Origin of the sequence: Shewanella glacialimarina (assembly GCF_020511155.1) — a bacterium.
GTDB classification, from domain to species: Bacteria; Pseudomonadota; Gammaproteobacteria; order Enterobacterales; family Shewanellaceae; genus Shewanella; species Shewanella glacialimarina.
The window spans coordinates 4008077-4030709 of the sequence record NZ_CP041216.1 but is presented as its reverse complement, the minus strand read 5'-3'; the positions used below and the strand labels follow the sequence as shown (position 1 = coordinate 4030709).

Sequence of the window (22633 nt, the reverse complement as noted above, 5' to 3'; positions counted from 1 at the left end):
GGTGGGAAATTCAATTGTTAATCAATTATTAATAGATATATTTTTTCGTTAACGATTTGATGTTGATTATAGCTAGTTTTACAGATGATGCTTGATCGTTATTGTTTGTTGATTGTAATAGATTTCTCAGCATATTGCTTAAGGATGCCATCGATTTGATTATCTTTCTCTAACCATAAATCATTCAACCAACGCTGAAATTCAGCTCTATATTCCGCCTGAGAGAAATAAAGTTCAGGGTCAACCTTAGGAACAGGGAGTATTTCTACTCTCATAACAACTTTTTTAACGCGACCATTCATCACGCCATAAAGTATATCTTCATCAGCCTTTGCATCTGGATAAACTAAAGTAATATTAAGAAGGCTAGTAAATTGTTCACCCATTGCCGAAAGTGTAAAAGCAATACCACCCGCTTTTGCACGCAGTAAATGTTGGTAAGGTGATTGTTGGCGTTGATGTTTTTCTACCGTGAAGCGACTACCTTCAACGTAGTTAATAATAGAGGTAGGCAAATGTTTAAATCGAGCGCAAGCCTTGCGAGTCGTTGCTAAGTCTTTACCTTTTAACTTAGGGTTTTTACGTAACTTTGCAGGGCTAGTTCTATGCATAAATGGCATATCCAGCGCCCAACAGCCCAATCCCATAATGGGTACATACATCAATTCTTGTTTGAGAAAAAACTTTAGCATTGGAATATGGTTACGTAGTAAATAAGTTTGCGCAGCAATATCAAAACCGCTTAAGTGATTACTTATCAGTAAATACCAGTTATTTTTATCAAGATTCTCAAGCCCTTCAACGTCCCATTCAATATTAGAAATCAGCGCTAAAATGCCGCCATTGCAGACTGCCCAGCACCACATAAAGCGGTTCATTAAGTGAGACAAACCTAAGCGAATCGTTTTGACTGGCAGTAGTAATTTAACAATGCCACCAATGCTGAGTAATGAGCTCCAAACAATAGTATTGATGATCAATAAAGTCAGACTGATTGCGTATAAAATTGGGCCAGGTAAAAACGATAACATTGATATTTATGCCTTTTTCGTGCACTTGTTGCTAATTGCCGCGCTATTACTTGGGGCTGTGCAGTGCTGGTGATACTGTTGTAATTTTCGATCCTTCTCAGACCAAAACTGGTTTAGCTGCTCTTGAAAATCAATTTTAAATTGGCGGTCGTTAATATAATCACCGCGCATAGTCTGTGGAATATCGCTAATTTCAATATTGACTTTAATGTGCTTGGTTTGCCCACAGATATAGCCCCAAAATGAAGGCACCTGTTCAGGATAATAAATAGTTACATTGACTAACTTATTAATGTGCTCACCCATAGCTGAAAGTGCAAAGGCCATTCCACCTGCTTTAGGTTTTAATAGGTGTTGAAAAGACGATGCCTGTAGTTGATGTTTTACGTGATTAAAGCGAGTACCTTCTACAAAATTCATTACACTGACAGGCTTAGTTTTAAATTTTTCACAGGCTTTGCGGGTAATTTCGATGTCTTTACCTTTAAGCTTAGGGTTTTTCTTGAGTTGTGCATGACTAAAACGGCGCATAAAAGGAAAGTCTAATGCCCACCACACTAACCCCAATACTGGTACATAAAGTAGCTCTTGTTTGAGAAAAAACTTAAGAAAAGGAATTTTGCCATTTAATATACGTTGCAGTACTAAGATATCGACCCAGGACTGATGGTTTGCAATTACCATATACCATTGTTTTTGATCAAAATCAGTGTCGCCAGTGACTTCAAAAGTTACTGGGTGAAGGATACTTTCAGTCAGAGTGTTGCAGTAAATCCATGCTGAAGCACAATGATCGGCTACATAGCTGCAAATTTTGTCGATTATTTTTAAAGGGATTAGTTTGATTAAGCCAAAAACCAAAATGGGGATAGCCCAAAATAGTGTATTTATGCAGTAGCATATAAATGCTAACGATCCTTTAATTTTTGAAAACAACGACATCTAACTCTCCTGTAAATGGAGGTCTATATTACTCGTTGTATAGGTTTAGCTCAATCAGTAGCGATTTTATTTTAATATTGTCTACTTAAACTGGCTAACAGGCGGTCCATTGCGCGGTAACCTAAGGCTTGAGCAATGTGGCTGCGGTCTGTATTTTGACTATTTTGTAGGTCAGCAATAGTACGAGCTACGCGCTGAATTCTGTGAAAGCTACGCACTGATAACCCGAGTTTAACTACACTTTGTTCTAAAAAAACCAGATCTTGATGGCAAATACCGCTGTGCTGATTAAGTAGTTTAGGGCTTAATTCACTATTTAACACCCCGTTGCGACTCAGTTGTAAATCTCGAGCACGTTTGACACGCAGTGCAATGCTAGCGCTGGTTTCTGAAGTGGTATTGGTCTGAGTTAACGTACCAGACGGTAATTTAGGTACATCTATAGTTAAATCAAATCTGTCTAAAAAAGGCCCTGATAAACGTGATAAATAACGCTGAATTTGATCTGGTGTCGCCCGCGCATGTTCGGTATCACCGCATGGACTAGGATTCATTGCAGCAATTAGCTGAAATCGGCTTGAAAAGGTCAGCTTGGCTGCGGCGCGTGAGATCACTACCTCGCCACTTTCCATCGGCTCCCTTAGGCAATCTAATACTTTACGGGGAAACTCGGCTATTTCATCTAAAAATAGAATGCCGCGATGGGCTAATGAAATCTCCCCGGGTTTTGGGTGACTTCCGCCGCCGACCAATGAAATCGAGGAACAAGTATGATGTGGTGCGCGAAAGGGACGGTTCAAGAAGTTAGCCGGTTTAATACTGAGCGCCGCCACTGAATGAATCGCCGCGACTTCTATTGCTTCTTCATAAGTCAGTTTCGGCATCAACGGAATAATTCGATTGGCCAACATCGACTTGCCAGTGCCTGGTGGCCCCAGCATTAGCATGTTATGCCCGCCAGCAGCGGCAATTTCTAATGCTTGTTTTGCTTGGTGCTGGCCAATCACTTCGCTCATACATAAATGGCTTTCATCAGTGGGGGCGTCATCTATCCATTGGGGTAAGTTATCTAACTTAGGCAATTGTGATTGCCCGTGAAGAAAAGCCGCTAAATGCTGTAAATGGGCGACAAAAAAGCAGTGTTCATAGCCTACAAGTTCAGCTTCATAACGATTTTCTAGTGGCATAAATAAATGATGATATTGATTTTTTGCAGCGATAATGGCGGGCAAAATACCACTACAGGATCTAACATGCCCCGATAGTGCAAGCTCACCAATAAATTCATATTGGGCGATATTCTTAATTGGGATTTGCCCTGATGCAGCTAAAATACCAATAGCGATAGGTAAATCGTAGCGACCACCCTGTTTAGGTAAGTCTGCAGGGGCAAGGTTAACGGTAATTCTGCGTTGTGGCACTTCAAAGCCTGCATTAATCAAGGCACTGCGGACTCGCTCTTTTGCTTCTTTTACTGAGGTTTCTGGCAAGCCGACTAAATTAAAGGCCGGCAGACCATTACTTAAATGGACTTCAACGGTAACTATGGGGGCATCAACGCCACAACTGGCGCGAGTGTTAATACAGGCAATTGCCATAAACAGATCCTTTGCAGTGGTTAATCCTGATTCCATGGATTAATCAATAAAAATATAGGCAGTTCGATTGATATTCAGTAAGTGTAGACTATTTTATAAATAATACTTCGAGTACCATACGGCGATTTTTAGCAGCATAAAGATGCTTGGTTCCACTAAAGTAGATTAATGCCGTTTCTAATTTAGCCGTAACTGCCAAAGTTGTTGCTATTTGCCCCCCTTATAATGGTCATGATGTGTATCGTGCTCTTATTGATTTAACCAGCCTATAAACAAAAATTAGGCAGAGGTAGTAATGAGTTTTGTTGACAATTTTTTAATTATGATGGGGTTAATTGCGATTAGCTGTTTCTTTTCTCTGTCAGAAATCGCCTTAGCCGCTGCCCGTAAAATTCGCTTGCAAGCCCTTGCTGAAGAAGGTGATATTCGCGCGTTTAAAGTGCTTAGCTTGCAAGCGCATCCAGGCAGTTTTTTCACTGTGGTACAAATAGGGCTTAATGCCGTTGCCATTATGGGCGGTATTGTGGGTGAAGGCGCATTTAGGCCCTATTTTGAAGGTCTATTATCGTCATGGGTTGACCCTGCTTGGGTCAGTCAAAGCAGTTTTGTATTGTCATTTATTTGTGTGACTTCACTGTTTATCTTATTTGCGGACTTAATGCCAAAACGTATTGCCATGGTGATGCCTGAAAAGGTGGCGGTAACCTTAGTCGCGCCCATGCTGCTATGCATTACGCTGTTAAAACCTTTTGTTTGGCTTTTTAATGGTTTGGCGAATGGCTTATTTAAGTTATTACAAATTCCTATGATACGGAATGACCAAATTACCCATGATGATATTTACGCGATAATGAGTGCAGGCACTGAAGCGGGAGTGTTAGATAAAGGTGAGCAGCAAATGATGGAGAATGTATTTGAAATGCAGTCCGTCCCTGTTACCTCAGCAATGACAGCGCGTGAAAGTTTAGTGTTTTTTTTACAGCAAGATTCCGAAGACACCATAAAACGTAAAATTGCAGATCAACCCCACAGCAAGTTTTTGGTGTGTAATGGCCAACTAGACACTATTTTGGGTTACGTCGATGCTAAAGAAATTTTACTTAGGGTAATTAATGGTCAAAGCATTAATTTAAAAGACAGCTCCTTGGTACATAGCTGTCTGATTATTCCCGATACACTGACCTTGTCTGAGTCGATGGAGTATTTTAAAAATAATCGCACCGGATTTGCGGTGGTGATGAATGAATACGCTTTAGTTGTCGGTATCGTGACCACCAATGATTTACAAAGTGCAGTAATGGGCGCTTGGTCGTTACATGAAAGTGAAGAGCAAATAGTTAGCCGTGATGACAGCTCATGGTTAGTGGATGGCGTGACACCGATAACTGATGTGATGCGGGCATTTAATATTGAGTCATTTCCCCATAGCCAAAACTATGAAACCATCGCGGGTTTTATTATGTATATGCTACGTAAAATACCCAAACGAACCGACTTCGTTAATTATGGCGGCTATAAATTTGAAGTGGTCGACATTGATTCATACAAAGTCGACCAGTTATTAGTGACGAAAATAGACCAGCCTTAAATGACCTGTAAAAATGCATTGATGATTGGATCGTCAGTGCGCTTGTCTTTGCAACAACAGCCTAGCTCAAACCCTGGAATTTCAACCGGTGAAGCCACCATTTGAATGCGCCCTCGCACTGGGCTATTTTGAATCACTACATCAGGGCTAATGCCAACCCCGCATCCTAACGCTACCATTGAGGCAATTGCTTCTTGTCCTGCAACTTGGGCATAAATGTTCGGCTTGAAACCCATTTGCTTAAACCAGTTATCCACACGACGGCGTCCAGGGCCATGATCAGGCACAATAAAGGGTAATTTATCCCACTCAATATTAGCTTGTGACACCATCTGCTGAACCTGGCAGGGCATAGTGGGCGCGATAATAGATAAAGGTACATAATCAATTTTGCTGAAATGAATACTTGGGGCAAGGGCATCTGGCAGCGCAAGAATGGCAATGTCTGCTCTATTTTGTTGCACCTCGTTAATGGCATTAGCAGGATCTCCAGTGGTTAAGTTGATTTCCACATGGGGATGCTCACGTCTAAATCTGTCTAATAGTGATGGCAAGTGGCTGTAAGCTGCGGTAACCGAGCAGAAAATATTTAACCGACCACGTAACACATTTTGTTGTGGATCAATGCGCTGTTTCAACTGTGTCCATTCAGATAACGTTTGTTCAGCAAAATGCTTAAACTCAATACCTGCGTGGGTTAGGCTGACACTGCGATTATCTCGCTCAAGCAATTTACAACCCACTTCTTCTTCAAGCCTTTGCATCGCACGGCTTAATGTTGATGGACTAACATGGGTTTGCTCTGCGGTTTTAGCAAAATGCAAACTGTCGCATAAATGTAGGTAAAGCTTGAGTGAACGAATATCCATAACACCTCAGAGTTCAGGTTAAGTGTGCGCTGTTTGATATAGAAAACTATATAATTTCATTAAATGCAATTACAAATACCGAATATATCATTTTAAGCAATAACATGCTTGCGCTATAGTAAGCTTAATCACAACTTCCGATGATTTAAATTATCTGAATGTTGCGTCTCAAATTTCTGAATTTTATAGGTGGTATCAGATGGCTAACTATTTTAACTCTCTGAATTTACGTCAACAATTATCTCAACTAGCACAATGTCGTTTTATGGACCGCAGCGAATTCTTAGACGGCTGCAATTATATTAAAGATTGGAACATTGTTATTTTAGGTTGTGGCGCTCAAGGGCTTAACCAGGGCTTAAACATGCGTGACTCTGGCTTGAATATTTCATTTGCCTTGCGTCCTCAAGCCATTGCTGAAAAGCGCGCCTCTTGGCAAAAAGCTACCGATAACGGTTTTACTGTTGGTACCTTTGAAGAGCTTATTCCTGCTGCAGATTTGGTATTAAACCTGACACCTGACAAACAACACACTGATGTTGTTAATACTGTTATGCCGTTAATGAAGCAAGGTGCAACATTATCTTATTCTCACGGTTTTAATATCGTTGAAGAAGGCATGCAAGTGCGGTCAGACATCACTGTTGTGATGGTGGCACCAAAATGTCCAGGTACTGAAGTACGCGAAGAATATAAGCGCGGCTTTGGTGTACCAACATTGATTGCGGTTCACCCAGAAAACGACCCTAATGGTGATGGCTTAGACATTGCTAAAGCCTATGCAAGTGCTACTGGTGGCGATCGTGCCGGTGTATTACTGTCATCGTTTATTGCCGAAGTTAAGTCTGACTTAATGGGCGAGCAAACGATTTTGTGTGGCATGTTACAAACCGGTGCCATTTTAGGTTACGAGAAAATGGTTGCCGACGGTGTTGAGCCAGGTTATGCCGGTAAACTCATTCAACAGGGTTGGGAAACCGTTACTGAAGCGCTTAAGCATGGCGGCATCACTAACATGATGGACCGTTTATCTAACCCGGCTAAAATTAAAGCCTTTGATATGGCTGAAGAATTAAAAGAAATTTTAGCGCCATTATTTGCCAAGCATATGGACGATATTATTAGTGGTGAGTTTTCTCGCACCATGATGGCTGATTGGGCTAATGATGATGCCAACTTGCTTAAATGGCGTGCAGAAACTAACGAAACCGCATTCGAAAATTCACCGGTTTCAAGTGAGCACATCGACGAGCAAACGTACTTTGATAAGGGCATCTTTTTGGTCGCGATGATCAAAGCGGGTGTTGAGCTAGCATTCGATACTATGGTTGCTTCAGGTATTGTCGAAGAGTCAGCTTATTATGAGTCGCTACATGAAACGCCGTTAATTGCTAACACTATTGCACGCAAGCGCTTGTATGAAATGAACATTGTTATTTCAGATACCGCTGAATATGGTTGTTACTTATTTAACCATGCAGCAGTGCCGTTATTACGTGATTACGTTAATGCCATGTCACCAGAGTTTTTAGGTAGCGGTTTGAAATCAGCTTCAACAGGTGTTGATAACCTTCGCTTAATTGAAGTCAATGAAGCCATTCGCAATACCGACGTTGAGTTTGTGGGTGCAGAGCTTCGCGGCTATATGACTGATATGAAAAGTATTATTGAAGCCAGCTAGTTATTTAGCGTCTGATTTATGTTTGTAAAAAAGTACTGATGAAGTACCTGTTCAGTTTAGGTTATTTAATTAATCATAAGTTGTCGGACAGGCATCATTAGAGTGAGTTCCCCAAGTTTCTCACTCTAGCAAATTTTTATTTGAGTAATTTCAATTAGGTTACTGTCAGATTTTTAGTTTGTTGTTTGCATTGTCTCGGCAGGGAAGCTGAATTTTTTTTACAAAGCCGATTTTTACTTGTGTTGGACGAAGTTTGTATGGTATCACTTATAACTCAGTTGATATCCAACACTCAAATTAGGAACTCAGTCTTTTATATGTTTAACCAAGTAGCCCTACTCATTATTTCGATTATTACCGTAGTGATTATTAAATCACAGCGGGGGCTGCATTTGGCAAAAAGACTGACCTAGAGGTCACAAAATTCCAAAAACCCCCGCTCCGAAAGGACCGGGGGTTTTTTGTTTTAAGGCGTTTGAACATTCACTGAACATACACATTGTCATCAAGTAGCGTAAACCAAATCGCGTTAATAAGTAGAGAGTACATTATGGAAGTAGGGCAAAAAATGAGAGGCGCAGACGCCGTAATCAAAGTACTAGCCGCACATGGTGTAACCACAGTGTTTGGTTACCCAGGTGGGGCTATTATGCCGATTTATGATGCCCTTTATGGTAGCCCAGTTGAGCATCTATTAAGTCGCCATGAACAAGGTGCAGCTTTTGCCGCAGTCGGGTACGCCAGAGCCAGTGGCAAAACCGGTGTATGTTTTGCCACATCAGGACCGGGGGCGACAAATTTAATTACCTCGCTTGCTGATGCATTACTTGATTCCGTGCCGTTAGTTGCCATTACAGGCCAGGTGTCGACTAGTGTAATTGGTACTGACGCCTTCCAAGAAATCGATGTGCTGGGCATGTCACTGTCTTGTACCAAGCACAGTTTTATGGTCACAGACATCAATGAATTAATTCCTACTTTATATCGCGCCTTTGAAATTGCCGCCTCTGGACGACCTGGACCTGTGTTGGTCGATATCCCTAAAGATATCCAAATAGCCGAGCTTGAATACAAAACACCACTTCAATCGGTTGAAGTTGAATTGCAAGCCGAACAGGCTGATTTGGACGCCGGTGCTGAATTAATCAAAGCCGCCAAAAAACCCATGTTATACGTCGGTGGTGGCGTGGGTATGGCTGGTGCTGTTGGACACTTACGTCAGTTTATTGCTCAAACAAAAATACCTTCTGTAGCCACTTTAAAAGGGCTTGGCAGTATTGCCCATGATGCACCGGGTTATCTTGGTATGTTAGGGATGCACGGCGGCAAAGCGGCTAATTTAGCGGTACAAGAATGTGATTTATTAATCGTAGTCGGGGCACGCTTTGATGACCGTGTAACTGGCCGTTTAGCCAGTTTTGCCAGTAATGCCAAAGTGCTTCATTTAGATATCGATGCCGCCGAACTGGGTAAGCTACGTCAAGCAGATGTGGCTATCGCAGCTGAGCTTCGTCTTGTATTGCCTGCTTTGGCAGAAGCTGTCGTTGATGCGGTGCATATTCAACCGTGGCTTCAAGATATCACCGATATGGCGCGTCAGTATAAATGGGATTATAACCACCCTGGTGAACTGATTTTTGCGCCTTCTATGTTACGTCGTTTAGCCAATAAGTTGCCTGAAGATAGCGTAGTAAGTTGTGATGTGGGTCAGCATCAAATGTGGGTGGCTCAGCATATGTGGTTTAGACGCCCAGAAGATCATTTGTCTAGCGCAGGTCTAGGCACTATGGGCTTTGGGTTACCTGCAGCCATTGGCGCGCAAGTGGCCAGACCCAATGCTACTGTGGTCACAGTATCGGGTGACGGTTCGTTTATGATGAATGTGCAAGAGTTAACCACCATCAAGCGCCGTAAGTTACCGGTTAAAATTTTACTGGTTGATAACCAAAAATTAGGCATGGTGAAGCAATGGCAGCAGCTATTTTTTGAAGAACGCTACAGCGAAACGGATTTATCAGACAACCCTAACTTTGTGTTAATGGCATCGGCATTTGATATCCCAGGGCGTACCATTACCCGCGCAGATCAGGTCGAAGAAGCCCTAGATGAAATGATTAATACCCCAGGTCCATTTATGTTGCATGTGTCGATTGATGACGCTTTCAACGTTTGGCCATTAGTGCCTCCAGGGGCCAGTAACAGCGAAATGATGGATCAAATGGAGAAGCAAACATGATGCAACATAATCTTGAGATAACCGTAAAGCAGTGTCCAGAAGTGTTAGAGCGTGTGCTTCGTGTTACACGTCATCGTGGCTTTAAAGTGACTGAAATGAAAATGCACACTAAGGATGATAACAACCTAGCGATTAATCTATGGGTTGAAGCCGAGCGTGCAATTGAATTATTAAGCAACCAATTAGACAAGCTGATTGATGTGACACAGTGTAAAGTGTTACCCGTTGCCGCCCAATTAGATAAAACAGTAAACGCTTAATATTTTAGCTCTCATCAGTAAAGATTAATCGAGTTTACGCAGTAAAAAATTAACCAAGGATTAAAGCAATGCCAAAACTACGTTCAGCAACCAGTACCGAAGGTCGTAACATGGCTGGAGCTCGCGCACTTTGGCGCGCAACAGGCGTTAAAGAAACGGATTTTGGTAAGCCAATTATTGCCATCTCTAACTCGTTTACCCAATTTGTGCCGGGTCATGTACATTTAAAAGATATGGGCTCGCTTGTAGCTAGTGCCATTGAAGAAGCGGGCGGTATCGCCAAAGAATTTAATACCATTGCAGTGGATGATGGTATTGCCATGGGCCATGGCGGCATGCTTTATAGCTTGCCATCACGAGAGTTAATTGCCGACAGCGTTGAATATATGGTCAATGCCCATTGTGCCGATGCGTTAGTGTGTATTTCAAACTGCGACAAAATCACCCCAGGCATGTTGATGGCCGCACTAAGACTGAATATTCCAGTGGTTTTTGTCTCTGGTGGCCCAATGGAAGCCGGCAAAACTAAGTTATCAGACAGAATCATTAAGCTTGACTTAGTCGATGCCATGGTTGCTGGCGCTGACACCAATGTTAGCGATGAAGACAGCAAACAAATTGAACGCAGTGCCTGTCCTACTTGTGGCTCGTGTTCGGGTATGTTTACCGCAAACTCAATGAACTGCCTAACTGAAGCGCTAGGGTTATCGTTACCGGGTAATGGCTCAATGTTGGCTACCCATGCAGATCGCCGTGAACTGTTTTTAGAAGCGGGTCGCCGAGTAATGAAGCTCGCCGAGCGTTATTACAAGCATGACGATGAGAGTGCTTTACCACGTAATATCGCCTCATTTAAAGCGTTTGAAAACGCAACAACTTTAGATATCGCCATGGGTGGTTCATCGAACACTGTATTGCATTTATTAGCGGCTGCGCATGAAGCGGAAGTTGATTTCACTATGGCCGATATCGACCGTATTTCACGTTTAGTGCCACACCTTTGTAAAGTAGCGCCATCTACCCCTAAATATCATATGGAAGATGTTCACCGTGCGGGTGGAGTCATGGGTATTTTAGGTGAGTTAGACAGAGCAGGCCTATTACATAATGACGTGCCACATGTGGCGGCAGATAACGGTGGTGATTTAAAGTCTGTTTTAGCCAAATACGATATTAAACAAACCAATGACCCTGCCGTTATACGCTTCTTTAGTGCAGGACCTGCTGGTATTCCAACCCAAAAGGCCTTTAGCCAAGATTGTCGCTGGGACACTGTTGATGATGACCGTGAAAACGGCTGTATCCGTACGCGTGAATTCGCTTTCAGCCAAGAAGGCGGCTTAGCGGTATTGTCGGGCAATATCGCTGAAAAAGGCTGTATTGTGAAAACCGCAGGGGTTGATGATTCTAATTTAACCTTTGTGGGCAGCGCCCGTATTTATGAAAGCCAAGATGACGCTGTCGCCGGTATTTTAGGTGGCGAAGTGGTTGCCGGAGATGTGGTGGTTATTCGCTATGAAGGCCCTAAAGGTGGCCCAGGTATGCAGGAAATGCTGTACCCAACCACATACCTTAAATCACGTGGCTTAGGCACCAAGTGTGCGTTAATTACCGATGGACGTTTTTCTGGTGGCACTTCAGGTTTATCGATTGGCCATATATCACCAGAAGCGGCTTCAGGTGGCACCATTGCTTTAATTGAAAATGGCGATCAAATTGCCATTGATATCCCTAATCGTAGCATCAAACTGAACGTCAGTGACCAAGCTTTAGCAGCGCGTCGCCAAGCAATGGACGCCAAAGGTGTGTTAGGTTGGAAACCCATTGGTCGTGAACGATATGTTTCATTGGCGTTGAAAGCGTATGCGCTATTAGCCACCAGTGCCGATCAAGGTGCTGTGCGCGATCGCAGTAAACTAGAGGGATAGATTATGCAGTCCTTGGCATCACCAACTCAATTGGAGCTAGCGCCCATGTCCTTAGCTCAGCAATATTTGCAAAAGATTTTGCTATCATCCGTTTATGATATTGCCGAGGTCACGCCGTTATCTGCTATGAAAAAAATGTCAGCTCGTTTAGGTTGTGATGTTTTTTTAAAGCGCGAAGATATGCAGCCGGTACACTCGTTCAAGCTTCGTGGTGCTTATAACCGCATTGCCGAATTAACCCCAGAACAATGCGCTTGTGGTGTTGTTTGTGCGTCAGCCGGTAATCATGCCCAAGGTGTGGCAATGTCGGCAGCAAGTCGTGGCATTAATGCGGTCATTGTGATGCCAAGCACAACGCCTGAAATTAAAATCGATGCGGTAAAGCGTTTGGGCGGCACAGTCGTATTGCACGGTCAAGCATTTGATCAAGCTAATGATTATGCTAAAGCATTGTCTGAATCAGAAGGTCGAGTTTATATTGCCCCATTTGATGATCAGGCTGTAATAGCAGGACAGGGCACTATTGCTCAGGAAATGGTGCAACAACAACGCGGACTTGACGTAGTATTTGTACCTGTTGGTGGCGGCGGGTTAATTGCGGGTATTGCGGCGTATTACAAAGCCGTTATGCCACAAGTCAAAATTATTGGTGTTGAACCTGAAGATGCCGCGTGTTTAAAAGCGGCATTAGAAGCCGATGAGCCTGTTACCTTAAGCCAGGTAGGTTTGTTTGCCGATGGTGTTGCGGTTAAGCGTATTGGTGATGAGCCTTTTCGGGTTGCTCGAGAATATGTTGATCATGTGATTACTGTGACCTCTGATGAAATCTGTGCCGCAGTAAAAGACATTTTTGAAGATACCCGCGCAATTGCGGAGCCCGCTGGTGCGTTATCTATTGCCGGTTTGAAAAAATACATGCTGGCATTTGAAAACGATGCAGACAAACCATTAAAGGTAGCGGCTATTTTAAGCGGTGCAAATGTCAACTTTCATAGCTTACGTTATGTGTCTGAACGTTGTGAATTAGGCGAGCAAAAAGAGGCCGTGCTAGCCGTTAAAATTCCTGAACAGCCTGGCAGTTTTCTGCGTTTTTGTGAGTTACTTGATAAGCGCGTGATGACTGAGTTTAATTACCGTTTTAGTAGCCGTGATATGGCCGTAGTGTTTGCCGGGATTCGCTTAAGTGGTGGTCAAACCGAACTGAAAAGTATTATTGCTAAGTTAGAATCGGAACACTTTGAAGTTCAAGACTTATCCCAAGACGAAACCGCAAAGTTACACGTGCGTTATATGGTTGGCGGTCATCCATTAGAATCATTAGAAGAGCGATTATTTAGCTTTGAGTTTCCTGAGTATCCAGGCGCATTGCTGAAGTTTTTAACCACATTACAAAGCCAGTGGAATATCAGTTTATTTCATTATCGTAATCATGGTGCAGCCTTTGGCCGCGTGTTAGCGGGTTTTGAAGTGCCTAAAAGTGATGATATCCCATTTGCCCGTTTTTTAACGGAGCTGGGCTTTGTCTACCAAGAAGAAACCAATAGCCCAGCCTATCAATTATTTTTAGGCGCTAAGGCTAAATAGTTATATAGCATACTAGCGTTACTTTTGGCGCCAGTATGCTAAGTTAACGTCAATGCCGAAACGAGAATATACTCGTTGGCTGAATACTATTTTTTCTATGTAGGGTAAATTTTTCAACTAATGCTATTTAATAAAATAGCTAGACCTAGTTAAGGAGACATTGATGTTGCCCGTACCGCAAATTTCTGCTTTTAACCCCCCACGTCGTATTTTGATGGGCCCAGGGCCGTCCGACGTTTATCCTGAAGTATTGGCTGCACAAGCCAAGCCGACTATCGGTCATCTAGACCCGCTGTTCGTTAATATGATGGATGAGCTAAAACAACTGATCCAGTATGCCTTTCAAACTAAGAATGAAATGACCCTAGCGGTATCTGCACCAGGCAGTGCTGGCATGGAAACCTGTTTTGTCAACTTAGTTGAGCCAGGTGAAAAGGTCATCGTCTGTCGTAATGGTGTGTTTGGCGAACGTATGCGCCAAAATGTTGAGCGTGTCGGTGGCGTCGCCGTGGTAGTTGATAATGCTTGGGGTGAGCCTGTTTGTCCAGAAGCGGTTGAACAGGCATTAGTGGCCAACCCTGATGCAAAATTTTTAGCCTTTGTACATGCTGAAACATCGACTGGTGCGTTATCTGATGCGCAAACCCTGTGTACACTTGCGCAGCTCCATGGCTGTTTAACCATAGTTGATGCGGTGACATCATTAGGGGGGGTAGAGCTACGTGTTGATGAATGGGGTATTGATGCTATTTATTCTGGCAGTCAGAAGTGTTTATCATGCGTGCCGGGTTTATCGCCGGTATCGTTTTCAGACAAAGCCGTTGAAAAGCTTAAAAACCGTAAAACGCTAGTACAAAGTTGGTTTTTAGACCAAACATTAGTCATGGGGTATTGGGGTAATGGCAATGGTGGCAAACGCAGTTATCATCACACCGCCCCCGTTAATGCATTATATGCCTTACATGAGTCATTACGTGTATTAGCAAACGAAGGGCTAGAAAATGCCTGGGCACGTCACCACAATATGCATGTAATTTTGCGCGACGGACTCACTAAGCTAGGACTTAAGTTCGTTGTTGAAGAGGCATACCGACTACCTCAGCTTAATACCGTTTATATTCCAGAAGGTATTGATGACGGCGCGGTGCGTAAACAACTGCTAGAGCAATATAACCTAGAAATAGGCGCAGGATTAGGCGCGTTAGGAGGGAAAGCCTGGCGCATCGGTTTGATGGGTTTTGGTGCTAGAGCTGAAAATGTGGCCTTATGCCTTAAAGCATTAGAAGATGTCATGAGTTAATTTTTTATGCTGATTAAACACAGGTGCCAATTGGTGCCTGTTTTTTTATGGCGACTTTACATACTTCACATTTATATTTATGGGGCTATATTTGTTGAATGGTTGAGCTTGATCAACATTGATTATTCACGCTATGCTTGCACTATAACTGGCACAAAAAATAATAAAAGGTAACACTTACCCTATGCTAGGTTCTCAAAGGCATTATTTCTCACTCGCTTTGACCTCTAGCGTATTACTGACGTGTCTAGCATCTATGCTTCAACTAGTCGTATCACAACCATTGTCTGCTACAGAGTTGAGGGTAGATAAAAAAATCATTATCGCGTCCCCTACAGCTCGCCCGCCTTATATATTGCAAGATGAACAGTCGGGTATTGAACTGGATATCATCCGTCAGGCATTTGCCAGTGAAGGCATAAAAGTCGAGTTTCAGTTTTCTTCCCGTAATCGCCAATTATTGCATTTTCAACAGAAAAAAGCGGATGCCATTATGACGGTAAATCAGCATACAGGTGTTGGAGGGTTTGCTTCAGATAATTATATTTCATACCACAATGTAGCGATTAGTTTAGCCAAAAATGACTTACGTATTACTAGCATTGATGATTTAAAACATTACAGCGTGGTGGCTTTTTTGAATGCCCAACACGTTATGGGCAACACTTTTAACAAAATGACCCAAAATAACCTCGCCTATTTGGAAGTGTCACCACAAGAAAAACAAAATAAAATGCTTTATAAAGAACGAGTCGATATCGTGATAGCCGACCGGTACGTGTTCCAAGATTTAAACCGTATGATCGCCAAAGATATCGATGTAACAGCAAGCTTGCATTATCACATGATATTTTCAGGACCGGATTATTATATCAGCTTCCATGATGAGGCATTAAAAAATAAGTTTAATCGTGGTTTAAAAACAATTCGAGCCAGTGGTGTTTACAAACAACTTGAACAACAATATTTTGTCGATGTAGAAACAAAGTAGCATATACAGATTATACGTGGGGTAACTCACTTCATTCATTTTACTTCAATTTAATCCAATCCAATGCGCTAGTACCTTGATAACCTAATAGCCTACCAGTCATTTTTAGCTAATTCCCCCATAGCAAACCTAAACCAGTAGATTAATCATTTGGTGTAATCGTCATTTTCAGCCCTTTAATAAGATTTTCCCCCTGCTTATAGATTATGTATTTTGTCTTAATTGTCAGCACGCTACTTTAATCACACAACCAGCGGTTCCTGCCGTTGTAAAAAATAATCAATAGCTTAAAGAGGGCGCACCATGACTACTCATCAAAACGTTGCTTTAGTACAACAATTTAAAACTCAAAAACTAATCAATTATGTTTTAGGCATTAGTCTCTTATCGTTAGGCAGTTATGTATTTCTCGATCAATTAGATAGTAACCCTAGTAAGATGACGTTTGAGGAAATTTCTGTTGAACGTATTAATATTGTAGAGAAAAACGGCTTAAACCGAATGGTACTCTCAAACGCTGATAAAGCGCCTGGGGTTAATAAGTTTGGTAAAGAAGTATTTCGCTCTAATGAGCCCAGACCCGGTATGATTTTTTATAATGATGAGGGCACAGAAAATGGCGGTTTTATTTTTCGTGGTAAAAAAGACAATGGTGAGGTTAATCATGGGTTACATATGTCTTTTGATCGCTATAACCAAGACCAGACTATGATGATGCAGCATATTGAGCAAAAAGATTTTATGATCACCGGCTTAACCGTTATGGATAGACCCGATACCGATATGGACTTTGAATTGACCAAGGCATTTATTAAAGCGCAGTCAGAAGGAGATACTGCTAAATTAGCTATCCTCGAGCAACAATATATAGAAGACAATAAAGGTGCAGTGCATCGTGCTTTTTACGGTACCTTAAATGGTAGCTCACAATTACGCTTAAATGATGCTCAGGGTAATAAGCGAATTCAACTGGTAGTGACTGAATCGGGTGAAGCAAAACTAGAGTTTTTAAACGACAAAGGCCAAGTGATTATGCGGTTGCCAGAAAATAACTAAACTCAAATGAATTTAAATAGAGTCAACATCATGAATAAACTTATTAATATTATTATTATCAGCCTTTTTTCGATATTTATGGTGTTGTACTCTGCACTTTTACAGGCCAAACCCGGTGAGGCAATTCAATGGCATTTTGATGCCCCAGTGTGGATGGCTGTTCAATGCTTTATTGCACAATGGCTCACTTTACGTTGGTTTCGCTTCTATCAAAATAGCAAACACATACTAAGCAATACACAATGCTATATACGAGTATTTTTACTCAGTAATGTCAGTTTTACCTTTGCCGTTACAGGGTTAATTGTCGCGCTTGAGTTTGCGATAGGTATTCAAGCAATTAATGTGGCTCATATCATATCGCTTTTGAGTATGCAGTTTATTTTGCATACCATAGTGGGTGGTTTTACCTTAGCATTCAAAGTGTTTGAAGATATAAAACAACAACATAGCGCGCTAGAACAAAGCGAAAAAGCGTTGTTGCAAAGCCAAGTAAAAACATTACAGCAGCATATTGATCCACATTTTTTATTCAATAACCTCAATGTGTTGTCGGCATTGATACAACAAGACCCTGATGAAGCGGATGAATACCTTAATACCTTTAGCGATATTTACCGTTATATTTTACAGCATAAAGATCACTCTTTAGTACCGCTTGAACATGAACTGATTTTTGCAAAAAATTACATGTCATTAATATCAACACGGTTTGAAGGGGCTTATGTGCTTGAGATTATTCAAAAGCCTGGGGATAATTTACGCAGTCATATTTTACCCTGTGCTTTGCAACTCGCTATTGAAAATGTGATTAAGCATAATCAAGGCAATAAACTTGCCCCTACCAAGATTGAAATAACAATTGATGCTGATAAAGTCAGTATTGGTAATCAGATTAATCAGAAAAGCTTTAAACCTGAGTCTACTCAATTAGGTCTGCAAAACTTGCGCACACGTTGTGTGGCTATTTGTAACCAGCCTTTAGCGGTTGAGCATACTGAACATTATTTCAGGCTCACTTTACCTTTATCTGTTCACAGGGAGTTTGCATGAGAGTGTTAGTGATTGAAGATGAGCCGTTGGCTGCCCAAAAACTGATAGGTTTTATTCATCGTTACTATCCCGAGGCTGAAATTGTTGCACAAATTGATAAAGTAGCCGATGTCATTACATTCTTTGATAATCAGCCATTGTTAGACCTTATTTTCTCTGACATTGAATTGTTAGATGGCCAGGTCTTTAACGCTCTTAATGCGCTTGATTTACCTTGCCCTGTTATATACACAACATCTTATAATCAACATTGGGGTGATGCTTTTCAAAATCAGGGGATTGAATATCTGCTCAAACCTTTTTCATATAAGCGTTTCTCTGCGGCTATGTTGAGCTATGAACAATTAAAGCATAACTTAACTCAGGTTCAGATAGGTCAGCCCAGCGTTGAACAGCCAATCTATAAAAGCCGCTTTTTATTGCGTAAATCACAAGTGGTCGAAATACTTAAAACCGATGACATAGTGTGTTTGCGGGCAGCGGCAGGGGTTATTTCTGCTTACGATAAACTCGGCCAGCATCATATGCTAACAGGCAACTCGATTACTGAACTTGAACAACAACTCGACCCTAAGCAGTTTTTCAGGCTCAACCGCAGCGATTTAATTAATTTGAATTATATTCAAGCATTCGAGAATTACGGCAAAGATACCGTCGCGGTAACAACGACAATATTAAAAGAGCCACTTATCACCAGCAAAACTCGCACAGCACAATTTAAAAAATGGTTAGATGGTTGAGCATAATAGGTTAGTCATAGCGGTTTTAGTTGGTCATATTAGTGACATCGCCCAATACAAAGGCTATATAAAACAAATGTTGTTATGAGATATTTTATGGGTGAAAAGACTAAAAGAATAAGGGACAACAAAAAAGAAGGTACATATGCGGATACATATACGCAAAAACGGGCTTATCATTGCTGATAAGCCCGTTTTCTTACAATCACTTAGACGTTGAGTCTTAGTTCATGCCATATTTTTTTAGCTTCTTACGTAAAGTACCACGGTTGATACCTAACATGTTCGCTGCGCGAGTTTGGTTGCCACGAGTGTGTTGCATGATAATGTCTAGTAAAGGTGCTTCAACTTCACTAAGTACCATTTCATACACTTCTGAAGCTTCCTGACCGTCTAACTGAGAGAAGAAGTTGGTTACGGCGCGTTTAACTGCGTCGCGTAATAACTGCGGCTTGATAGTGCCGTTTGCTGTTTCGATTTTGCCTACGGTAAGCTGGTGAACTTCTGTGTTAGTTGTCTGATCAAACATTCTATTCTGCTCTTTAATTAATTTTACACTAATTCTTCAAAATAACATTCCACAAAGGAATGCTGTTGGACAGCGGTTTCAAGCCTGTTGAAGTCAGCACGCCATTGACGTTGTTCTTCCTGGTTTAGGTACCATCCGATATGCTTTCTGGCAAAACGGACACCTTTGTACTCGCCATACAGATTATAAAGTTTATCAAGGTGTTCAAGCATCACAGTGCGTTGCTCTTCTGCCCCGATAGGCGCTAACTTTGTACCTGTTTCCAAGTAGTGCTGAATCTCTTTAAAAATCCAGGGCCTTCCTTGTGCACCTCTTCCTATCATCACCGCATCAGCACCCGTATAATCAAGCACAAATTTGGCTTTTTCGGGGCTGTTAATATCGCCATTGGCAACAACCGGAATCGAGATATTCTGTTTTATTGCTTTAATTGTGTCGTATTCGGCAAAGCCTTTATACATACATTGCTTTGTACGGCCATGAACCGCTAACGAAGCAATGCCACAATCTTGGGCAATTTGGGCTATTTGGATCCCGTTACGATTATCTGGGTCCCACCCTGTGCGAATTTTTAAAGTTACCGGAACATCCACTGCGCTAACCACGGCTTGTAAAATCTCTTTTACTAAGCAGGGGTTTTGCATCAATGCAGAACCAGCTAACTTTTTATTCACTTTTTTTGCTGGGCAACCCATATTGATATCAATGATATGCGCGCCTTGTTCAACGTTGAACTGAGCGGCATTAGCCATTAAATCAGGGTCTGCACCTGCAATTTGTACGGAGCGTATTCCTTCTTCGCCTGAATGCGCCATGCGCATGCGGCTTTTATCCGAGTCCCAAACATCAGGATTGGACGACAACATTTCAGATACTGCTAAGGCTGCGCCATAACGTAAACAAAGGTTGCGGAAGGCTTGATCGGTGACACCTGCCATTGGTGCCACGATCAGCTGGTTAGACAGTTGATAGGGGCCAATTCGCATTTGCTGATTTCACCTTGCTCTTCAAAGGGGCGCTATAGTAGCCCTTTTTGACCAGCTTGAAAAGGTCAATAAATGACCTAAATAAAACTTTTTTACTTGACTTTTGATCTCAGACAATTAATTGACTTAATATCTGCGGTTTAGGGGGATATATTTTTGTTTTTGAGCACTGATGGGGGTTGCAGCTAAGCAGTAGATAAGCTAGACGCGTGTAAAACAATTGTAACCCTTGTTATACGCGCGTCTGTTTGCTTAAATAGTAAACTATTTTTTTGTTCCGTTTAAGCGAGTCCAATCTTCTTTATGGCACGCTGGGTCCATATCAAACCATTGGCTATAGAAGTCAGATACATCTTGAGCCTGTTCGCGTAATAAACCTGACAGGGCTAGTTGACCACCGGTTTTTACTTTTTCAGCAATTAATGGGGCTAATTCTTTGAGCGGCCCCGCTAGAATATTGGCGACAAGCACATCAGCTTGTAAATTCTCTGGCTGATCTTCAGGTAAATAAAGTGATAGTTTATCCGCCACATCGTTACGTTCAGCATTTGCGGTAGAGGCGTCTATGGCTTGATAATCAATATCCACACCGGTGACTTTTTTGGCCCCTAGTTTGATAGCGGCAATCGCTAAAATACCTGAGCCACAACCAAAATCGATAACTTCTTTATCAGCTAAATCTAAGCTGTCCAACCACTCAAGACATAATGCAGTTGTAGGGTGTGTACCTGTGCCAAATGCTAAGCCAGGATCTAAAATAACGTTAACCGCTTCTGGGTCAGGAATAGGGCGCCAGCTTGGGCAAATCCATAAACGTTGACCAAATTGAATAGGGTGGAAACTGTCCATCCATTCACGTACCCAGTCTTTGTCTTCTACCTGTTCAATTTTATGGTTAAAACCAGCGCCTAAAAATGGCATAGATTCTAAAAATTCAATCGTGGGTGCTAAATCGGTGCCTGCATCAAATAACGCAACAACTACCGTATCTTGCCAAAGTGGAGTTTCACCTAATTTAGGTTCAAAAATGGGTTCGTCTTGGCCATCTTCATAGGTAATGGAAACAGAACCTTGATCCATTAATAAGTCGCCTAACATATCTGCATTGTCGCGATGAGTGTGAATGCGCAATTGGATCCAAGCCATGGGGTGTTCCTAATCTTTGATAAAAGTGGTGTTAATGGCGGCTATTATACCCAAACCATTTACAGATGCGCACCTTAGTATGGATTTTATCTTGTTAAGATTTTGGAGTGACATTATGAACGTGATGACGGTTAATTATCGCGACATGATCATTGTTATTGTTTGAATTACGCAAATTCGTTTTGTTAGTTGGTCAAGTCATTGGGTTTGTTTGAAATTTCAATCTTAAACACAGTGTGATCAGCCTCTAAGTCCGACATGATAATAAGTGAGCAAGGTCACGGTTTGTTTTATCGCCAATGATGTTGTTTGAAAAGACTTGATATGGTCAAGTTACCTTATTGTGCCAGTACCGGATGTAACAATTTATGGAATCTCAATCCTTGCCTGCAAAAAATAATAATGTGAGTGCTGCTAAGGGTTTTTCTCATCCAATTTGGGCTGCAAGAGCAGACAGTTTACAAAGTCTATCCGGGGCATTACTTGGGCTATTTATTATTGCGCATTTGCATTTTGAATCCAGCATTTTGCTGGGAAAAGAAGCTTTTTACCAGGTTGCTCAATTTCTTGAAGGGGGGATTTTCAGTGAAACGGGTCATGGTTATCCATTATTAACCCAGATATTTTCAGCGTTTATGTTAGTTGTGGTGATGATCCATGCCATTTTTGCCTTGCGCCGCTTTCCGACTCAAATTGGTCAATGGCGAGCATTACGGCAACAAATGCATTTTTTACCCCACGAAGATACCAAAATATGGTTCTGGCAAATGGTGACAGGTTTTTTATTGTTTTTCTTAGTGCCGGTGCATCTATTTACCATGATCATGAATCCTGAAATTGGCCCGCATTTATCTGCCGAGCGAGTTTATTACGATAATGTCTGGATTCTGTACATCTTACTTTTACCCGCCGTTTTAGTGCACGCCGTGTTTGGTTTATATCGTGTTTGCGTGAAGTGGGGATTAGTACAGCAACGTTTTGCCTTGCTTAAGTTTGCCAAGGTGCTGCTGGTATATTTGATGATTATTGGTATTGCCAGTTTAGTCGCTTACATTGTGATAGGGCGAACCCTTGAGTTGCCTGTTATCCCTTTTGCGCCAACTTAATAAGGAATA

Annotated in this window: 19 protein-coding genes; 12 read left to right on the top strand and 7 right to left on the bottom strand. The window is 41.8% G+C overall.

Annotated elements, in window-relative coordinates; all coding sequences use genetic code 11:
- Positions 1–98: 98 nt before the first annotated feature.
- From FJ709_RS17645 to FJ709_RS17635, 3 genes are all read right to left on the bottom strand, one after another.
- Positions 99–1031, bottom strand: coding sequence for an acyltransferase (locus FJ709_RS17645; RefSeq protein ID WP_226411593.1), 933 nt, complete (start codon positions 1029–1031; stop codon positions 99–101).
- 6 nt (positions 1032–1037) lie between these two features.
- A complete protein-coding gene (locus FJ709_RS17640) occupies positions 1038–1973 on the bottom strand; it encodes an acyltransferase (protein ID WP_226411591.1) in 936 nt (311 codons plus the stop codon).
- A gap of 71 nt (positions 1974–2044) precedes the next feature.
- Entirely contained in the window at positions 2045–3571 is a 1527-nt protein-coding gene (locus tag FJ709_RS17635) for a YifB family Mg chelatase-like AAA ATPase (protein ID WP_226416046.1), read from the bottom strand.
- A 295-nt stretch (positions 3572–3866) separates the two neighbouring features.
- On the opposite strand from FJ709_RS17635, the gene FJ709_RS17630 reads away from it, so the two are divergent.
- Positions 3867–5159 (top strand): hemolysin family protein, encoded by a 1293-nt coding sequence (locus tag FJ709_RS17630; RefSeq protein ID WP_226411589.1) that lies wholly within the window; start codon positions 3867–3869, stop codon positions 5157–5159.
- Here FJ709_RS17630 and ilvY read toward each other — a convergent pair.
- Positions 5156–6028 (bottom strand): HTH-type transcriptional activator IlvY, encoded by an 873-nt coding sequence (gene ilvY, locus FJ709_RS17625; RefSeq protein WP_226411588.1) that lies wholly within the window; start codon positions 6026–6028, stop codon positions 5156–5158. The genes FJ709_RS17630 and ilvY overlap by 4 nt on opposite strands.
- 199 nt (positions 6029–6227) lie before the next feature.
- Here ilvY and ilvC point away from each other — a divergent pair, with 199 nt between their 5' ends.
- The 10 genes from ilvC (at position 6228) to FJ709_RS17575 (ending at position 18857) form a co-directional block, all read left to right on the top strand.
- Positions 6228–7709: a ketol-acid reductoisomerase gene (gene ilvC / locus FJ709_RS17620; RefSeq protein ID WP_226411587.1), complete on the top strand. Its 1482-nt coding sequence runs from the start codon at positions 6228–6230 to the stop codon at positions 7707–7709.
- A gap of 550 nt (positions 7710–8259) precedes the next feature.
- Positions 8260–9945: an acetolactate synthase 2 catalytic subunit gene (gene ilvG, locus FJ709_RS17615; protein ID WP_226411586.1), complete on the top strand. Its 1686-nt coding sequence runs from the start codon at positions 8260–8262 to the stop codon at positions 9943–9945.
- Positions 9945–10205, top strand: coding sequence for an acetolactate synthase 2 small subunit (gene ilvM / locus FJ709_RS17610; protein WP_226416044.1), 261 nt, complete (start codon positions 9945–9947; stop codon positions 10203–10205). The genes ilvG and ilvM overlap by 1 nt, the downstream gene beginning before the upstream one ends.
- Positions 10206–10273: 68 nt before the next feature.
- Positions 10274–12133, top strand: a complete 1860-nt coding sequence (ilvD, locus tag FJ709_RS17605) for a dihydroxy-acid dehydratase (RefSeq protein WP_226411585.1) — start codon at positions 10274–10276, stop codon at positions 12131–12133.
- A 3-nt stretch (positions 12134–12136) separates the two neighbouring features.
- Positions 12137–13717 (top strand): threonine ammonia-lyase, biosynthetic, encoded by a 1581-nt coding sequence (gene ilvA / locus FJ709_RS17600; RefSeq protein ID WP_226411584.1) that lies wholly within the window; start codon positions 12137–12139, stop codon positions 13715–13717.
- Positions 13718–13880: 163 nt separating this feature from the next.
- Positions 13881–15017: a pyridoxal-phosphate-dependent aminotransferase family protein gene (locus tag FJ709_RS17595; protein WP_226411583.1), complete on the top strand. Its 1137-nt coding sequence runs from the start codon at positions 13881–13883 to the stop codon at positions 15015–15017.
- 184 nt (positions 15018–15201) lie between these two features.
- Positions 15202–16008, top strand: coding sequence for a substrate-binding periplasmic protein (locus FJ709_RS17590; RefSeq protein ID WP_226411582.1), 807 nt, complete (start codon positions 15202–15204; stop codon positions 16006–16008).
- Positions 16009–16311: 303 nt separating this feature from the next.
- Complete coding sequence (locus FJ709_RS17585; RefSeq protein ID WP_226411581.1) at positions 16312–17064, top strand: hypothetical protein; 753 nt, start codon at positions 16312–16314, stop codon at positions 17062–17064.
- A gap of 30 nt (positions 17065–17094) precedes the next feature.
- Complete coding sequence (locus tag FJ709_RS17580; protein WP_226411580.1) at positions 17095–18117, top strand: sensor histidine kinase; 1023 nt, start codon at positions 17095–17097, stop codon at positions 18115–18117.
- Positions 18114–18857, top strand: coding sequence for a LytR/AlgR family response regulator transcription factor (locus FJ709_RS17575; RefSeq protein WP_226411579.1), 744 nt, complete (start codon positions 18114–18116; stop codon positions 18855–18857). The genes FJ709_RS17580 and FJ709_RS17575 overlap by 4 nt, the downstream gene beginning before the upstream one ends.
- Before the next feature lie 223 nt (positions 18858–19080).
- Here the strand turns inward: FJ709_RS17575 and fis are convergent, their stop codons facing one another.
- The 3 genes from fis to prmA all read right to left on the bottom strand — a co-directional run bounded on the left by fis (position 19081) and on the right by prmA (position 21518).
- Complete coding sequence (gene fis / locus FJ709_RS17570; RefSeq protein WP_011494902.1) at positions 19081–19386, bottom strand: DNA-binding transcriptional regulator Fis; 306 nt, start codon at positions 19384–19386, stop codon at positions 19081–19083.
- 23 nt (positions 19387–19409) lie between these two features.
- A complete protein-coding gene (gene dusB / locus FJ709_RS17565) occupies positions 19410–20372 on the bottom strand; it encodes a tRNA dihydrouridine synthase DusB (RefSeq protein ID WP_226411578.1) in 963 nt (320 codons plus the stop codon).
- Between the two features lie 264 nt (positions 20373–20636).
- Positions 20637–21518 (bottom strand): 50S ribosomal protein L11 methyltransferase, encoded by an 882-nt coding sequence (prmA, locus tag FJ709_RS17560; RefSeq protein WP_226411577.1) that lies wholly within the window; start codon positions 21516–21518, stop codon positions 20637–20639.
- 368 nt (positions 21519–21886) lie between these two features.
- Here prmA and FJ709_RS17555 point away from each other — a divergent pair, with 368 nt between their 5' ends.
- Complete coding sequence (locus FJ709_RS17555) at positions 21887–22624, top strand: fumarate reductase cytochrome b subunit (RefSeq protein WP_226411576.1); 738 nt, start codon at positions 21887–21889, stop codon at positions 22622–22624.
- Positions 22625–22633 lie beyond the last annotated feature (9 nt).

What these genes read in the sequence shown, in the direction of transcription:
- dusB (WP_226411578.1), bottom strand. Translation starts at nt 20,372, where the DNA reads ATGCGAATTGGCCCCTATCAACTGTCTAACCAGCTGATCGTGGCACCA.
- ilvG (WP_226411586.1), top strand. Translation starts at nt 8,260, where the DNA reads ATGGAAGTAGGGCAAAAAATGAGAGGCGCAGACGCCGTAATCAAAGTA.
- prmA (WP_226411577.1), bottom strand. Translation starts at nt 21,518, where the DNA reads ATGGCTTGGATCCAATTGCGCATTCACACTCATCGCGACAATGCAGAT.
- FJ709_RS17640 (WP_226411591.1), bottom strand. Translation starts at nt 1,973, where the DNA reads ATGTCGTTGTTTTCAAAAATTAAAGGATCGTTAGCATTTATATGCTAC.
- FJ709_RS17635 (WP_226416046.1), bottom strand. Translation starts at nt 3,571, where the DNA reads ATGGCAATTGCCTGTATTAACACTCGCGCCAGTTGTGGCGTTGATGCC.
- ilvC (WP_226411587.1), top strand. Translation starts at nt 6,228, where the DNA reads ATGGCTAACTATTTTAACTCTCTGAATTTACGTCAACAATTATCTCAA.
- FJ709_RS17580 (WP_226411580.1), top strand. Translation starts at nt 17,095, where the DNA reads ATGAATAAACTTATTAATATTATTATTATCAGCCTTTTTTCGATATTT.
- FJ709_RS17590 (WP_226411582.1), top strand. Translation starts at nt 15,202, where the DNA reads ATGCTAGGTTCTCAAAGGCATTATTTCTCACTCGCTTTGACCTCTAGC.
- FJ709_RS17585 (WP_226411581.1), top strand. Translation starts at nt 16,312, where the DNA reads ATGACTACTCATCAAAACGTTGCTTTAGTACAACAATTTAAAACTCAA.
- FJ709_RS17645 (WP_226411593.1), bottom strand. Translation starts at nt 1,031, where the DNA reads ATGTTATCGTTTTTACCTGGCCCAATTTTATACGCAATCAGTCTGACT.
- FJ709_RS17575 (WP_226411579.1), top strand. Translation starts at nt 18,114, where the DNA reads ATGAGAGTGTTAGTGATTGAAGATGAGCCGTTGGCTGCCCAAAAACTG.
- ilvM (WP_226416044.1), top strand. Translation starts at nt 9,945, where the DNA reads ATGCAACATAATCTTGAGATAACCGTAAAGCAGTGTCCAGAAGTGTTA.
- FJ709_RS17630 (WP_226411589.1), top strand. Translation starts at nt 3,867, where the DNA reads ATGAGTTTTGTTGACAATTTTTTAATTATGATGGGGTTAATTGCGATT.
- FJ709_RS17555 (WP_226411576.1), top strand. Translation starts at nt 21,887, where the DNA reads ATGGAATCTCAATCCTTGCCTGCAAAAAATAATAATGTGAGTGCTGCT.
- ilvY (WP_226411588.1), bottom strand. Translation starts at nt 6,028, where the DNA reads ATGGATATTCGTTCACTCAAGCTTTACCTACATTTATGCGACAGTTTG.
- ilvD (WP_226411585.1), top strand. Translation starts at nt 10,274, where the DNA reads ATGCCAAAACTACGTTCAGCAACCAGTACCGAAGGTCGTAACATGGCT.
- fis (WP_011494902.1), bottom strand. Translation starts at nt 19,386, where the DNA reads ATGTTTGATCAGACAACTAACACAGAAGTTCACCAGCTTACCGTAGGC.
- ilvA (WP_226411584.1), top strand. Translation starts at nt 12,137, where the DNA reads ATGCAGTCCTTGGCATCACCAACTCAATTGGAGCTAGCGCCCATGTCC.
- FJ709_RS17595 (WP_226411583.1), top strand. Translation starts at nt 13,881, where the DNA reads ATGTTGCCCGTACCGCAAATTTCTGCTTTTAACCCCCCACGTCGTATT.